Origin of the sequence: Serratia sp. JUb9, from assembly GCF_014298095.1 — a bacterium.
Classification (GTDB): Bacteria; Pseudomonadota; Gammaproteobacteria; order Enterobacterales; family Enterobacteriaceae; genus Serratia_B; species Serratia_B rhizosphaerae.
Map to the genome: position 1 here is coordinate 1348829 of NZ_CP060416.1, position 14373 is coordinate 1363201.

Below are 14373 nucleotides of genomic sequence, written 5' to 3' on the forward strand. Positions count from 1 at the left end.
CCGGGCGTGTTCAGCCGGCATCAATGGCAGCGGGGCCGCGAAAGGCCCGGCGCCATTCACTGGGGCTGACGCCAAACCGGGTCTTGAAACTTTGCCTGAAAGACACGGGGGACTGAAACCCTGCTTCATCCGCCACGCTTTCAATGCTGTTATTGGTCGTTTCCAGCAACTCCTGGCTTCGTTGCAGGCGTTCGGCATTGAGCCACTCACCCAGCGGGATGCCGGTGGCTTTCACAAAGTGGCGCGTCAGCGTGCGTCTGCTCATATTGACAAAGCGGGCCAGCGAGTCGAGATCGTGCTGCTTAGCCAGGTTACGCCGCAGATAATCGATAAGCTCGTTGATTTTGCCGTCGCGGGTGTTTACCGGAATGGGGCGTTCAATAAACTGAGCCTGTCCGCCCTCCCGGTATGGGGGGACCACCATTCTTCTGGCGACCCGGTTGGCAATGGCGGTGCCGTAATGGTCGCGGACAATATTGAGGCAGCAATCGATACCGGCCGCCGTACCGGCAGAGGTAATCAGACGTTCATCGGTGGTGTACAGCGAGTTGCTGTCCAGATGAACCTCCGGGAAGCGCTGCGTGAAGTCGCTTTCATATTCCCAATGCGTTGCCGCGCGGTGCCGATCAAGCAAGCCGCTGTAGGCCAGCACGTAAGTGCCAAGACACAGGCCGACCACTTCTGCGCCGCGCTGCCAGGTGCTGACCAGTTTATCCAGCAGTAACTGCGAGGGCTTTTCATCCGGATCGTGCCAGAAGGGCACAATAACAATATCCGCGCTGTCGAGTCGCTCCAGTCCATGTTCCACATTGATGGACAGGCCAATATCCGACAGGACGACACCTGGCGTTTCCGCGCAGATATCTACCTGAAAGAGATCCGGTTCCGGCATCGCCGTGCCAAACAGAATACAGGGCACCGAAAAATGAAACGGACTGAACCCATTGGTGACAATCACCGCTACTTTCAGCGCAGACATCGTGAACCTCACAGTTGTTGTGACCGATCGTTTTCGGCAGGCTGCGGCATACCCGCAGCCTGTCAGCATGATATTTTACCGCAGAATCGGCAGGGTGGCTGAATTAGAACGTCAGGGTTTCGCCATCGGCCGGAATCAGCACCTTATCTTCAATACCGTGTTCAAGCGTATATTCGCGTAACTCCGCGCGGGTCAGCAGGCAGTGGTTAATGGACTCCATATGGGAGGCCACGACGGTTGTTTCAGGCAGTATCTGCAGCGTGCGCAGCGTATCCTCTTTACCCATAATGATCGAACCGTAGTCATTGATAACGGCATCTCCGGTATTCAGCACCACAACATCCGGCTGGAAGCGCTGCAGGCTTCTGACATACGGTTTTACCCAAATGGTATCGCCGGCAATATAAAGCGTTTTTTCATCGTGATGGGTAAATACCAGGCCGCATGCGTCACCCAGCAAATCAGCCATAACGCTATCGGCATACAGATCGTTGCTGCCGTGTTGGCCGTCGGTGGTGAAAATGGTCAGCCCGTCAACGAAGCGGTTTTCGCTTTCAAGCGCCCGGACGTTGAGGAACCCCTGGGAACGGATCAGGGCGGCATCGCTCTCGTTCTGGGTATAAATCAGCATGTCTTTCGGCACTAACTGCTGCGCCGCCTCATCCCAGTGGTCGGTATGGGTATGTGTGATAATCACCGCATCAACGTCCAGCAGTTCTTCAATGGCGACGGGCAAGGCTACCATCGGATTGCGCAGATGCGAGCGCGCGCTGCCGGCAAAGCCGTCCCAGGCATCCTTTTCCGCGAGCATCGGGTCAATCAGGAATTTTTTACCGGCGTATTCCAGCACCAGCGTGGCATTGCGGATTTGAGTCAGTTTCATGTTTGCTCCGGGGTTCATCTTGTTAACAGGTGCGGCCGCCGCGATAGCGTGTTGTTCCGGCAGTGGCTGCGAGGTGTTTTACTTTACGGGGAGGGGATGCCGGAGTGTGATATGTCCACAGGACATAAAGCGATGTAATCGGGTCAATCGGCGTAGCGTGATGACAAGAGAGAGGTTGGCTACGGGTTGAATCAATCAGGCTTGGGGTCCAACGTGCTGACCTGCTTTAACCAGCGCGCTACTACCATCAGTTCGGCCTCGCTAAACTGTGCGGATAACAGCGTATTCAACTGTTGCAGCGCGGCGTGCGCCTGCAGGCCGGCGGCTTCCCCGGCGTCTGTCAGCGTCAGGCGCATTTTCCGTGAATCCTGCTCGTCAACCATACGGTCGATCAATCCCGTTGCCTGCATGCGTTTGGATAAACGGGTGATGGCCGCAGGCGCCACCCGCAATGCCGTTGACGCCTCGCCAACGGTTGCCATGCCGGCGGAGCGCAGGAAAAACAGCAGCCCGACCTGGGCGGAACTGATATCTTCCCATGCCTCCGGCCTGGCCTCGATCCAGCGCTGAAGCGCCCTGTGTGCGTGGCCGAGCAGGAAAACGAAGCGCGGCGGTTGTGTTTTACTCATGTTCGCTTCCGGGTAAGGTGATGTTCTCTGACAGCCAGTCACCGACAACAGGCCACAGCGTTTTGGCGCAGCGCTGGCGGAAGAACCCCATATGGCCGATAGCGGCAACGCCGGCGTCGGCAGGTTTGAAACTGCGCCTCTCAATAATGGCATGTTTAAGCGGGGTAATCAGCCGCGTTATCGCCCCCGGATTCGCCCAGGGATCGTCATCAAACCCCAGCACCAGCAGCGGGATATCCACCCGCGCGGCGCGCTGGCCGGCATTCATCGCCGGGTCGTCATAAAAATAACCGGGCAGACTGCTCCAGTAGCTCCATTGCAGCATGACGGGGCCGGGAAGATCTTCTCCGATGCCCAATCGCCGGGCGGGCATATAGCCAAACAGGCGGCATAGCACCGGAGCCAGCAGGCGCAACATGCACCAGACGCGGATTTTTTCCACCGTGGCCTGTATGGTGCGGGTCACGCCGGCGTGCGAGGCGATAAGCACCGCCGCCTGTAACGCGCGCGTTGCGGAGGATAAGACGATGGCGTGGCCGCCGACGCTGTGTCCGACGGCCAGCAGCGGCATGCCGGGAAAGCGCGATGCCGCCCAGTCGGTAACGCGGCCGACATCCTCTTCCATCCAGTCCGCCATAGAAACCTTACACTCGCGGAGGTTGCCACGCGAGCGGCCGGTTCCCCGGTAATCGTAGGTCATAACGTTAAAACCGCGTTCATTCAGGTAGCGGGCAAAATCATAGTAAAACGTCTGCACCACGGCCGTCGCCGGGTGGAGGATAACGACGGCTTTTGCCTGCGCGACTTCCCACAGCGTTGCACTTATCGCTTCAACCGCAGATAGCGGGATAGAGATCTGTTCCATTGCCCGACACTCATTTTATTTAACGTGTTAAATAAATTAGACCACGCTGATAAAAGCGTCAATTTGCTACGCGCTTTGCCCTGAAGGAAGGTGATGGCTGACGTTTATCCGTATCTTGTCCGGCCAGTGCGCGATGCTAAATCTGTTCGTCCACGAAGATCGCCCATAACTCCTCCACCGCTCTGGACATTCGGGCGGCGGGTCGGAATAGCCTGATGTCAATCGGGAGCCATAATGCGCTCTTCTGTGGTGCCGCGACGGCGATCGTGCCGGCTGCGACGTCCGGTGCCGCCAGGCTTTCCGGCAGCCAGGCAATACCGTCTCCGGCCTTGACCATAGCTAATAACGTTGCCGCCAGATCGGCGGTGAAGGCGGTATCCATGCCACGTCTGGCGCGGTTCACCTGCGAGGTGTTGGAGAGGATCCTGCCCAGACCGGATTCTGCGGAAAACGAGAGAAAGGGAAATTTTTTTCCGCCCTCAGCCTGCCAGAGCGGCTGACGATTGACGGGATCGCACTTTGAATAGGGCTGTAATGTTTCATGCCCGAGTCGGACGCTGAGGTATTTGGTCTGATCGAGGTTGATATGCATGTGAGGGTGGTAGTAACACAGCAGAAACTGCGCGTCGCCTTTGTCAATCATCCGCTCACAGGCGCTGAGCGTATCTGATAACAGGCGGAATGAGCCGAAGCGGGCAATTTTCTCGTTGTTACGCATCAGCGCCGGAAAAAAGGAGAACGACAGTGAGTGCGTCGCGGAGAAAATAACGTCCGGTTTGGCATCACCCGCCGCTTCGATGGCTTCACTGCGCAGGGTATAGAGCGCGCGAATCAGCTCCGGAATCTGAGCGACAAAGATCTCCCCGGCGCGCGTCAGGCTGACGCCGCGTCGGTTTCTTTCAAAAAGCGGAGTCCCCAGCCACTCTTCCAGCGAGATAATCCGCCGGCTGAATGCCGGCTGTGTCACATATCGGGAAGCCGCCGCGCGGGAAAAATTGAGTGACTGAGCCAGCGCAACACAGTCTTCAAGCCATGTTAGTTCCAGGTGATGCCGATTTTGCATTACAGGCTGCCTCTTTGGCATTAGTTCGCGTTTTATAAACTGCCTATGATGAAACAAGACAGGACACCGAGGTCCGTTAACTCTACGTGAGTGCATTATGCCAATAATAAATTGGCATGAGCTAACACTTTTCGTAGGCGCTCAAGTTTGTTTGCATTTGACGAAAAACTGCCGGAGAGAACATGCGTATTCTAGACGTTGTAGAAATGACCAAGCCCATCGCTTCCCCCATCCGCAACGCGTATATCGATTTCAGCAAAATGACGACCAGCCTGGTTGCCGTCGTGACTGACGTTGAGGTGGACGGACGCCGTGTGGTGGGGTACGGCTTTAACTCTAACGGCCGCTACGGTCAGGGTGGCCTGATCCGCGAGCGTTTCCGCAACCGTATTCTGGAGGCCGAGCCTGAAAGCCTGCTGAACGCACAGGGCGATAACCTGGATCCGCATAAAATCTGGGACGTTATGATGAGCAATGAAAAACCGGGCGGGCACGGTGAACGCTCAGTTGCGGTCGGGACGCTGGATATGGCCATCTGGGATGCCACCGCAAAAATCGCCAACCAACCGCTATTTCGCCTGCTGGCAGAGAGAAAGGGCGTAGCGGCCAATCCACGCGTCTTCGTTTACGCGGCTGGCGGTTACTACTACCCGGGCAAAGACCTGAGCGCCTTGCGTCAGGAGATGCGCGGCTATCTGAACCGCGGCTATAACGTAGTTAAAATGAAAATTGGCGGGGCGTCTCTGGAAGAGGATCGTCGCCGCATTGAAGCTGTTCTCGATGAAATAGGCGCTGAAGCGCGTCTTGCCGTTGACGCCAACGGCCGCTTCAATCTGGAAACCGGTATTGCCTACGCCAAAATGCTGCGTGAATACCCGCTGTTCTGGTATGAAGAAGTGGGCGATCCGCTGGATTATTCCCTGCAGGCGGCGCTGGCAGAGTTCTATCCTGGCCCGATGGCGACCGGTGAAAACCTCTTTTCTCATCAGGATGCGCGTAACCTGCTGCGCTATGGCGGCATGCGTCCGGATCGCGACTACCTGCAGTTTGACTGTGCGCTCTCTTATGGTCTGGTTGAATACCTGCGCACGCTGGACGTACTGGAGCAGTTTGGCTGGTCACCGTCACGCTGCATCCCTCACGGCGGTCACCAGATGTCTCTGAACATCGCGGCAGGTCTCGGCCTGGGCGGTAACGAAAGTTATCCGGATCTGTTCCAGCCCTATGGCGGCTTCCCAGACTCGGTGACGGTCGAAGATGGTCACATTATCATGCCGGAACTGCCGGGCATTGGCTTCGAAGGTAAATCTGATCTCATTAAACAAATGCGTGCGCTGGCTGAATAAAAATCCGGTCTGCACATTACGTTGCGCGTTTATATTGCGCCCCGCTGTATACGGGGCGTAGCGGGAACGGTCAATGAATCGATAACGTTATATGACGCCGGAAGAATATAACACTGCGGTATGGTGATCCTTATTGCCGCAGAAGCTCCTCAATATATGCCGTCTCCGCCAGATATTAATCAATAAAATATTAAATCCAACTGATCGATAAAAAGGAATTTGAATCAGCCTTTCCTCTCCCTACATTTGTGCCAAGCGAGGAAGTTATCATGAGTAATAATGCTCTAAAAGGTAATGCCCTTATCGGGAAAAAACGCTGGACGATAATATTACCCGCCGTTTTTATTATGTATACAATTTCTTTTTTCGATCGGGTCAATATAGGCATGGCGCTGCCCCATATTACGGCGGAAATGAGGCTCAGTGCCGTTGAGGCCGGCTGGCTTGGCGGCGCATTTGCCTGGGGCTATGTGGCTACGCAATTCACTGCAGGCTGGCTGGCCCTGCGCTTTGGCTCCAGAAGAATCATCGGCATCAGCCTGTTTCTGTTCGGCGCCTGCGCCATGCTGACCGGGCTAACGCGCAACTTCAGCGAACTGGTTGCGATCCGCTTTTTCCTCGGGTTGGCCGAAGGCCCTATTCAGGCTGCGACGGCGATGTTTCTGGCGCAATGGTTTATGACGTCGGAGCGCGGGCGTGCTTTTGGCATCTGGAACCTAAGCCTGGGCGCCGGGGCGTTTCTTGCCGGGCCGATTTCGGGCTGGATCCTGGCGCATCATAACTGGCGAATGATGATGGTTATCGAGGGCGCGCCAGCGTGGATTTTCTGCATCATCTGGTTTTATCTGGTGCCGAAGAGTATTCAGGCCGCGCGCTGGCTGAGCACCGAAGACAGGGAACAGATACAACAGGAGCTTGCGACAGAGCAGTCGAACTACATAAAGGAAAAATCGGACCCCTGGTGGACAATCCTGAAAATACCGGCGCTGTGGCTGATGCTCATCGGCTATTCGCTACACAGCATGCTGGCGTATGGCTTCACGCTCTGGCTGCCGACGGCTCTCAAAGGTTACGGCATGCTGAGCGAATTCACCGTCGGCTTAATCAGCGGCATGCCGTTTCTGATGACCATGGTCGGTATTTGGTACATCACCAGACGTTCAGATAAGTATAACCAGGAGCGAAGGCTGCATGCGGCCATCCCTACCGTCTTGTGCGGTATTGCCCTGTCGGCGGCAGCCTTTGTCCCGCTTTCTTTTTACTGGATGCAGATTGCCCTGTTCATGTTCGTCGGCCTGACGATGAAGATGCTGGTGCCGCTGGTGTATGTCCGGCTGACAGAGATTCTGCCGACAAAGAAAGCGGTTCCTGCCGTGGCATTTGTCGGCGCATGCAGCAATTTTATCGGGCAGTTTGGCGGGCCGCTGGTCGCCGGATACCTGAAGCATCTGGGCGGCGGCAACGATATGACGCTGGCGTGGGGCGTTCTCGGTCTGTTCTCCATCATTGGCGGCGTGCTGTTTGCACTGGCGGTGGGGCGTGAAGAGCGCATCTGGGACATCAAACCGGCATTCAGGCAGACTTCACGCCGGCCTATGCCTGCCAGAGAATAGCGCGTTTATATTCCGGTGAAAGTAACGCCCCCTGGTGAGGGGGCGAATCTGTTCGCATGGCAGCATCACGCTCCGACGATGCAGTGCTATACCCCGCCGCACAGGTCGGTAAAACTGCCGGTCACAAACGATGCTTCATCGCTCAGCAGCCAAAGAATGGCATAGGCAACTTCTTCAGGCGTGCCGCCTCGTTGCATCGGAAAGTTTTTGGCAATCCGATCTACCCGCAACGCCTCGCCGCCGTCGGCATGGATATCGGTGTAAATACCGCCCGGGCGAACGCAGTTGACCCGGATGCCGTCAGCGGCGACCTCTTTCGACAGGCCGGTGGTAAAGGTGTCAACGGCGCCTTTCGACGCGGCATAATCGACGTATTCGAACGGGGAGCCGCTTTTCACTGCGCCGGATGAGACGTTGACGATGGCACCTCCGCGCCCCCCGCGGGAAAGCGACATGCGTTTGATCGCCTCGCGTGAGCAATAAAAGTGGCTCATGACATTGGTCAGCAGCACTTGCCGGAAACGCTCGCCATCCATATCAATCATCGCCATTTTTTGCTTCAGGATGCCGACATTATTGACCAGGTGGGTAATGGTGCCCAGTTGGCGATCGATATCGTCAAACATCTTGATGACCTGCTGCTCATCGGCGACATCGGCGCGAATGGCGATGCATTTCCCACCCCGGCTTAAAATTTGATCGCGAACGTTAAATGCGGATTTTTCATCGTTTAAATAGTTCAAACAGATCGAATAGCCGCGTTCTGCCGCCAGTAATACTGTCGCTGCGCCAATACCGCGTCCTGAACCCGTCACCAATAATACTTTATCGTTTGTCATAATCCTGTATTGCGCCTTACATTGAAAATAAAAATAGAGAGTTAATCGCAAATAAATAAGAAAATTCGATCGCTGTTAATATATAGTCGGATTTATTGAGTAAATCGAACTTTATCCGCTGCCGGGGCAGATGATACCGCCCCGACATCGACGGGACTTGGCAGATAGCCGGCAAGTTTCAGCCCGCACGACCGGTGCCGGGTTATTACGCTGAACCAAACCGTTCGATTACTTCAGACAGCATAATATGGCCGCGGCAGGCACCGTTGCCGCGCTGCGTCTCGCCGTTTTCCAGCGCCGTTGCGTAAATAACCGCCGGATCGGCTTCAAGGCGCTTTCTCAGTGCGGCCAGCTTCGGCCAGCGCGCGGTTTCAGCCACCTGATGAACGTCGAGCCAACGGGCGACGCCGATCAAAATCGCGTCCGCCAGCGTGGGCTGGTCAGCGATCAGAAAAGGCGTCTCGCCGATCATCTCTTCGAGCCGATCGTGGCGTTGGATCACGGCTTCGCGCCCCCATGTCTGCAACGCTTCTTTCATCGCCGGATTGGGCGAAGCCATCTCCATCGCCACCCAGAGTGGGGTAAAAGCGCCGGTAAAGCCGGTGTTGATAAACGCCATCAGCTGGTGCATGCGGTCGGCGTTGCGCGACAGCGGGTCGGCGCTGATCCGGCGCGTTGTGTCCCGCGCTTCCAGCCACGCGGCGATTGCCAGGTTTTCCGTCAGCACCTCCCCCCGGTCGGTGATCAGCACGGGCGTTTCCACCCGAGGGTTGATGCGTTTATAAGCGGGGGTGCGCATCTCGCCTAACATATCGACGCGGCACAGCTTGTACGGCTGCCCCAGCCATTCAAGTGCGGCAACGAGCCCCATGGAGCTTCCCGCCGGGAAGCCGTATAGCAAAATAGGTTCCATACTTTAGGTTCTCCAGGATTGAGTGGATGGCGCTGCGCAGCGATGTGTTACTGTAACAGTCGATTCCGCCAAGTAAATTACGCACTTTTTTGTTACCACGAGCCTGATATGAAAGATCTGATTTCTCGTTGCCCGATAGAAGAAGTGATGCAGGTTCTCAGCGGCCGCTGGCCGACGTTGCTGATCTACTACCTGCAGGACGGCGTCAAACGTTTTAACCAGCTGCGCCGCGATAATCCGACGATCTCACACAAGATGCTGACGCTGGAGCTGCGCAAGCTGGAGGAGGCCGGCATCGTGCAGCGCACGGAGTTTGAGGGTTACCCGCGGCGCGTCGACTATGCGCTGACGCCGGCAGGAGAAAGGCTGGTGCCGCTGATTGATGCGCTAGGGGAGTGGTGGGTGGAGACGGATAGCCAGGGTAAAGAAACCTTGGATGGCTCTTTCTCCATGGTGTAGAGGAGTGCCATTTTAAACATTATGAAACAATATGTCGGTGTGGTTAGGAAGTTTCATCATTCTGGCAAGCTAGAATTTAAGAAAAGTATTTTTAAATTGTACAATGCTGAATATATTTACCAATTTTGGTATTTTTGGATATTACGTTGATAACATAACTTGTACGATAGATGGATTGAAAATAGCAGCTAAGGGAGTAGTTTACTATGCGTGGATTAACAAGGCCGTTAACGATTTTTACGAGCAAAAAATCTTTTGATGACCGTTTTGCTGATGATATGCAATTTGGTGATATGAATGAATTGACCTTAAAAAAACATTATGCTTTAGATCAGGTGTCAACACACGTTGACTGGAGTACCTATAAATCACCTTATTTTCATTCGGCAACGAGAAATATTCCACCAAGGAGTAAAGAAAAGGTGGTTTCAATGCTGTTTGATGAATTGAGAACGTCATCAAGGTTTTTTTCATTTGTGGGGGCATTTGTCGCATTGCTTGTTGCTATTTTTCTGGTCTGGATGGTCGTTAGGCCGGTGAGTATTGTTAGAGTTGATGGTGGTGCTGTTTATGTTCATAACCTGCCATTGACCACTGAAGGTAAAATTTCTTGGTGGAATGAAAACAAGAGGCTGTTAAGGGATAAATACTCCATTATTAGAAACCCAAGTCATTTTACCATTGTTATTATGAATTTTGGTGGCTATGTATCACCTCCAACGGGTAGTAATGATGGCAGTATCGATGATTATCACTGTTTTAATGATATAAAGAATGATAATAAATGTATTTATAATGATATATCAATGGTTGTTAGTGGAAGTCTGGATAATAAAGTTTTTATTAGCGTTGATGGAAAAACATATGTCCAGTTACCTAATGGGAAAGTAGCACTATTGAGTAAGTCTTAATTTAATAATTATCTTTTAATTGTGGGGGCATTATAAAAATAATTTATCTGATACGAAAAGGTACTCTCGTCCCCCATCCCGTTTCAATATGGCGCGGCGTTCAGGTAGATGGTCGTGGCGTAGCTGGCGCCGTTATGGAACTTGTAGACACTGCCCCGCACAGACAGCCGGATAGTGCCGCCTTCAATCTCTACCTTGGCGTCCCGATCTGACGTAGATAAGAACGATAGATACTCATCGTTGACCCCTTTCAGAAACGCTTTGTCTGTAATTCCCGTCGCACCACGTAATACTGGTAAACAAGTGGTGACAAGTCAGCCATATTTCGTCCGGCAGCGAAGTATGGCCGGGTTCTTCGTTCCATGATGTTTATCCCAATGAAAAAGGAGCCTGTTATGTTTGCCATTGCCACCAAAACCATCATACCTGCGGCGTTGTCATGCCGGCTGGTTATTGTCGTCGGGAGAGTAACGTCATGACGGATTTTGACACCGCTACGCTGCTGCTGAGCGGCGTGGTTTTTCTGCTGGCCGGGCTGGTGAAAGGCGTAACCGGCATGGGGCTGCCGACCGTGGCGATGGGGCTGCTGGGCGCGCTGATCTCCCCGGTGGCAGCGGCAGGCATGCTGCTGCTGCCCTCATTGGTTACCAATATCTTTCAGTTGGTCGGCGGCGCCAACACGGCGGCGCTGCTGCGCCGGCTGTGGCCGATGTTGCTGATGGTATCGGTTGCCACACTTGGTACCAGCGGCTGGATAGCGGCGGGCGACAGCAGCCGCACGCAGCTGGCGTTGGGCGTGGCGCTGATTATCTACGGGCTGTGGACCCTGTCAGGGCGCATTTACGCCATCTCCACCCGGGCTGAAAAATATGGTTCCCCGCTTATCGGGCTGGTCACCGGCATGCTGACCGGCGGAACCGGGGTTTTTGTGATGCCGGCGGTGCCCTGGCTGCAGGCACTGGGGTTGGAAAAGGATGAGCTGGTACAGGCGTTGGGCATCTCTTTTACTTGCTCGACCCTGGCGCTGGCGGCGGGGCTATGGTGGCACGGCGCCTTTCAGGTCGGATCGTTAAACATGTCGGCGCTGGCGGTGCTGCCCGCTTTGGCGGGGCTGTTTGCCGGGCAGAAGCTGCGCCGTGTGATCTCACCGCTGCTGTTTCGTCGCTGTTTTCTGCTCTGCCTGATTGTTCTGGGCGTAGAGATGGCGCTGCGTGCGATCTGAATCCAGCGTTTATACCCGCAGATAGCCCTCCAGACTGCGGGTATCGTCAGGGTTGACCCTGCGTGCCAGTACCGGGTCGAAAAACAGCGTGTTGCCCTGCGGATCGCTGAATTTCAGCACGGTATGGTTTTTCAGTTCGAACCTGGCGTTAGGCTTTACGCCGGGAATCTCCGGGCTGTCGCCCATGGCGATGGACAGCGGCGTATCAATGGTATGCAGCTCAACCTGATGGTGGCCGGCGCTTTTCGCCAGCGCCTGAAACAGTTTGTTGATGGAATCTGCGTCGGCCTGTTGTTCGAGCGCGATGTCATAGATATCGCGCTGGCTTTCCGTCGGGTTGAATTTTATTGTCTGGCTGCGCTTATTTTCGTCCGCCAGCTTCTGCAGCAGGCTCAGGGTGCTTTCTTTGCTATGGGTATGTTTGAATAGCGGGGCAAATGCCCGCTGGATGTGCTGGCCTGCCTCGTGCCGTTTCGTTTCCAGCCCCGGTTCAGGGAAGGTGTTGATGCCCGCCCTCATCAGCGCATCCATAATGCCTCTGCCATACACGGCGGTTTCCTGTGGGTGGCGCTCGCGGATATAGGCGGTTTCATCGCCAGCGAGACCGGCGGTATTCAGATAGTTTTCCATGCTGTCGCTGCGAAAAGGATTAACCGCCCGGCCCAGCAACGGATCGAAATAGCTGCTGTTGCCGTTCTCGTCGCTGATCTTTAACACTGAGTGTTCGATCAGCGGATGATGTTCGCCAGGCCGGTTGGCCACCGCTACGCTGAGGTTGCCGGCGACGGAAAAGGCATGCGTCTGCGCCTTGAAACCCGCCGCCTGTGCCATCACCAGATAGAAACGGCAGGCCGCCTTCGCATCGCCGCGTTTTTCCTGCATGGCGGCCAGCATATTGCCCGGGAATGTCGGATCGAATCGAAAAGCCGCAGTTTTTTTGTCTTCCGCATGGAGTTTCTGCAGCAGCTCTGCGGCGCTTTTTTCCTGACCCGTCACATTGTTGAACAGCGGTGCCATGTTGCGCTGAAAGGTCTGGCCCATTCTTTTCGCGCTGGCGGCGTCGTGTGGGCAGGCGGCGCTGCCTTCCTTCATCAATCCGTCAAACAGCTTGCGGCCAAATGCCTCCCGAGTGGCGGCCACTGTCGGATCCGGCCGTTCCAACTCTTCTATCGGGCCGTTATCTTCGGCGATTTCCGAGCGTGAAGCGGGAGCCGTACCGGTCGGACGCCGGAGCGTGGCGTGGTTTGCCGTTATCTCGGCTTGCTGCGGTGGTGATGGCGCGTGCGCCGCCGAAGGTGCTGGCGCTTTGACTGTCGCCGCAGGTGTATCGACATGCGCTGCCGGGGGCGTGTTCCTTTGCGAAGATGGCGGCGTTGCCTTGGCGTCTGTCGGCCGCTGCGGCTCAGTTTTTCCGGCCGGTGTAGGGTGACTGACGCAGGCGGGATCTTGTGTACCGAGCTGACGAACAACCTCATCCACCACAATATTCAGCAGTTCAATCAGCGGCCCGCGCGGGTGGGGTTTGCCATGCAGGCTTTCATGCTGCGGCAATCCGGTCAGCCCTTCGAGCAGCGCATGGAGCAGGGCGCGCCGTTGACTTAACGGCTGCTGCCCCTGTTCGGTGGTATAGCCGGGCGGTTTGCCGTTTAACACCTCGAGCAGTAGCTTCAACCCCAGCGCCTTGGCGGATGGCTGATGCGCCGGCGTACTCGATGCCGCCAGCGGATCGAGCTGCCAGTGAGGAGCATGGCCACCGAATCTGACCTCGTCACGGTAGGCGTGATTAAACGCCGCGCGGAAGGTGGCGCTGTGGGCGTAGGCTTCCTGCAGGCCGCTGGTTACCGTATGGTGCAGTGCGCGCAGCGCGTTATTACCCTGTTTGATGGCGGAGAGAAACATCTCCGGCAGTTCGCCGGGGCGGAACTTGTGCGTGGCGTCGTTGAGTTTGGCCGAAAATGCGTGGCGCAACGGACTTGGTTGGGTAAATTGCCGCATCAGCACCGGGGAATGCGCACTCAGCAACTGGTCGTGTGCGCGTCCCGCCATCTGGGGCAGGGCGGCAAAGCCATGGCGCTGGTGGTGCAAACTCTGACTGATGCCTCTTACCGCCGCGCCAAGCAGCGCAGGATTTAACCCGACCATAAATTACCCTCCGTTCGCTCCGCCAGCGTCTCATCATTGCTATCATAGTGAGTGGTTATTGCGCGCAGAGGGTTCCCTCGATGGCGAATATTTATAACTGGCTGCTCGATCATTCCGGTATCGGAGTGGCTGATATTTACCGCTCGGCGGCATTCTATCAGGCGCTGTTGGCGCCGCTGAACGTCGGCGTGGTGATGCGTATTTCACGCCGTTTTGAGCCGGCGCAGGCGGACGATGCTGATTTGGCCGGCGTGGCGTTCGGTATTGATTACCCGGTGTTTTGGCTCGATATTTTTCATCCGCACAGTCAGCGGCAGCACGTTGCCTTTCGCGCCGTGAGCCGTGAACAGGTGCGGGCATTTTATCGGGCCGGTCTGGCGGCGGGCGGTGTCGATAACGGCGCGCCAGGTCTGCGGACGGATGATTTTTCATCGGGATATTACGCGGCGTTTGTGTTGGATCCGGATGGTAATAATATTGAAGCGGTGCTGCGAGAAGGGCGTTAACGG

At 55.5% G+C, this 14373-nt stretch carries 14 protein-coding genes; 6 read left to right on the forward strand and 8 right to left on the reverse strand.

All coding sequences use genetic code 11. From position 1 onward, the window contains the following. Window positions 1-10 precede the first annotated feature (10 nt). From HF675_RS06375 to HF675_RS06395, 5 genes are all read right to left on the reverse strand, one after another. Window positions 11-979, reverse strand: coding sequence for a GlxA family transcriptional regulator (locus HF675_RS06375; RefSeq protein ID WP_187044275.1), 969 nt, complete (start codon window positions 977-979; stop codon window positions 11-13). A gap of 103 nt (window positions 980-1082) precedes the next feature. Further along, complete coding sequence (locus HF675_RS06380; protein ID WP_111736632.1) at window positions 1083-1862, reverse strand: MBL fold metallo-hydrolase; 780 nt, start codon at window positions 1860-1862, stop codon at window positions 1083-1085. A gap of 191 nt (window positions 1863-2053) precedes the next feature. Continuing rightward, window positions 2054-2491, reverse strand: a complete 438-nt coding sequence (locus HF675_RS06385) for a MarR family winged helix-turn-helix transcriptional regulator (protein ID WP_105232153.1) — start codon at window positions 2489-2491, stop codon at window positions 2054-2056. Beyond that, window positions 2484-3356 carry an alpha/beta fold hydrolase gene (locus tag HF675_RS06390; RefSeq protein ID WP_187044276.1) on the reverse strand — a complete coding sequence of 291 codons (873 nt, stop codon included), beginning with the start codon at window positions 3354-3356 and terminating at the stop codon, window positions 2484-2486. Before HF675_RS06390 ends, HF675_RS06385 begins: the two co-directional genes overlap by 8 nt. A 136-nt stretch (window positions 3357-3492) precedes the next feature. Further along, complete coding sequence (locus HF675_RS06395; RefSeq protein WP_105232151.1) at window positions 3493-4419, reverse strand: LysR family transcriptional regulator; 927 nt, start codon at window positions 4417-4419, stop codon at window positions 3493-3495. 182 nt (window positions 4420-4601) lie between these two features. Here HF675_RS06395 and HF675_RS06400 point away from each other — a divergent pair, with 182 nt between their 5' ends. Together HF675_RS06400 and HF675_RS06405 are read left to right on the forward strand one after the other, a co-directional pair. Beyond that, entirely contained in the window at window positions 4602-5765 is a 1164-nt protein-coding gene (locus HF675_RS06400; RefSeq protein ID WP_105232150.1) for a mandelate racemase/muconate lactonizing enzyme family protein, read from the forward strand. A gap of 248 nt (window positions 5766-6013) precedes the next feature. Then, a complete protein-coding gene (locus HF675_RS06405; RefSeq protein ID WP_232251575.1) occupies window positions 6014-7378 on the forward strand; it encodes an MFS transporter in 1365 nt (454 codons plus the stop codon). Window positions 7379-7464: 86 nt separating this feature from the next. On the opposite strand, the gene HF675_RS06410 is transcribed toward HF675_RS06405, so the two are convergent. Beyond that, window positions 7465-8217, reverse strand: coding sequence for an SDR family oxidoreductase (locus tag HF675_RS06410; RefSeq protein WP_187044277.1), 753 nt, complete (start codon window positions 8215-8217; stop codon window positions 7465-7467). A 205-nt stretch (window positions 8218-8422) separates the two neighbouring features. Continuing rightward, window positions 8423-9130 carry a glutathione S-transferase family protein gene (locus HF675_RS06415; protein WP_187044278.1) on the reverse strand — a complete coding sequence of 236 codons (708 nt, stop codon included), beginning with the start codon at window positions 9128-9130 and terminating at the stop codon, window positions 8423-8425. A gap of 108 nt (window positions 9131-9238) precedes the next feature. On the opposite strand from HF675_RS06415, the gene HF675_RS06420 reads away from it, so the two are divergent. From HF675_RS06420 to HF675_RS06430, 3 genes are all read left to right on the forward strand, one after another. Next, the gene (locus HF675_RS06420; protein WP_105232146.1) at window positions 9239-9589 is read left to right on the forward strand and encodes a helix-turn-helix domain-containing protein; all 351 of its coding nucleotides are present in this window, start codon (window positions 9239-9241) and stop codon (window positions 9587-9589) included. 206 nt (window positions 9590-9795) lie between these two features. Next, on the forward strand, window positions 9796-10500 hold the full coding sequence (locus tag HF675_RS06425) for a DUF943 family protein (RefSeq protein ID WP_222618807.1): 705 nt from the start codon (window positions 9796-9798) through the stop codon (window positions 10498-10500). 475 nt (window positions 10501-10975) lie between these two features. Beyond that, entirely contained in the window at window positions 10976-11722 is a 747-nt protein-coding gene (locus HF675_RS06430) for a sulfite exporter TauE/SafE family protein (protein WP_187044279.1), read from the forward strand. A gap of 9 nt (window positions 11723-11731) precedes the next feature. On the opposite strand, the gene HF675_RS06435 is transcribed toward HF675_RS06430, so the two are convergent. Then, entirely contained in the window at window positions 11732-13864 is a 2133-nt protein-coding gene (locus HF675_RS06435) for a PipA/GogA/GtgA family type III secretion system effector (protein WP_187044280.1), read from the reverse strand. 80 nt (window positions 13865-13944) lie between these two features. On the opposite strand from HF675_RS06435, the gene HF675_RS06440 reads away from it, so the two are divergent. Then, on the forward strand, window positions 13945-14370 hold the full coding sequence (locus tag HF675_RS06440) for a VOC family protein (protein ID WP_197710672.1): 426 nt from the start codon (window positions 13945-13947) through the stop codon (window positions 14368-14370). The last annotated feature ends 3 nt before the right edge of the window (window positions 14371-14373 follow it).

Excerpts from the sequence above, each read along its gene's own strand:
- HF675_RS06375 (WP_187044275.1), bottom strand. The coding sequence starts at position 979 with ATGTCTGCGCTGAAAGTAGCGGTGATTGTCACCAATGGGTTCAGTCCG.
- HF675_RS06380 (WP_111736632.1), bottom strand. The coding sequence starts at position 1,862 with ATGAAACTGACTCAAATCCGCAATGCCACGCTGGTGCTGGAATACGCC.
- HF675_RS06385 (WP_105232153.1), bottom strand. The coding sequence starts at position 2,491 with ATGAGTAAAACACAACCGCCGCGCTTCGTTTTCCTGCTCGGCCACGCA.
- HF675_RS06390 (WP_187044276.1), bottom strand. The coding sequence starts at position 3,356 with ATGGAACAGATCTCTATCCCGCTATCTGCGGTTGAAGCGATAAGTGCA.
- HF675_RS06395 (WP_105232151.1), bottom strand. The coding sequence starts at position 4,419 with ATGCAAAATCGGCATCACCTGGAACTAACATGGCTTGAAGACTGTGTT.
- HF675_RS06400 (WP_105232150.1), top strand. The coding sequence starts at position 4,602 with ATGCGTATTCTAGACGTTGTAGAAATGACCAAGCCCATCGCTTCCCCC.
- HF675_RS06410 (WP_187044277.1), bottom strand. The coding sequence starts at position 8,217 with ATGACAAACGATAAAGTATTATTGGTGACGGGTTCAGGACGCGGTATT.
- HF675_RS06415 (WP_187044278.1), bottom strand. The coding sequence starts at position 9,130 with ATGGAACCTATTTTGCTATACGGCTTCCCGGCGGGAAGCTCCATGGGG.
- HF675_RS06420 (WP_105232146.1), top strand. The coding sequence starts at position 9,239 with ATGAAAGATCTGATTTCTCGTTGCCCGATAGAAGAAGTGATGCAGGTT.
- HF675_RS06425 (WP_222618807.1), top strand. The coding sequence starts at position 9,796 with ATGCGTGGATTAACAAGGCCGTTAACGATTTTTACGAGCAAAAAATCT.
- HF675_RS06430 (WP_187044279.1), top strand. The coding sequence starts at position 10,976 with ATGACGGATTTTGACACCGCTACGCTGCTGCTGAGCGGCGTGGTTTTT.
- HF675_RS06435 (WP_187044280.1), bottom strand. The coding sequence starts at position 13,864 with ATGGTCGGGTTAAATCCTGCGCTGCTTGGCGCGGCGGTAAGAGGCATC.
- HF675_RS06440 (WP_197710672.1), top strand. The coding sequence starts at position 13,945 with ATGGCGAATATTTATAACTGGCTGCTCGATCATTCCGGTATCGGAGTG.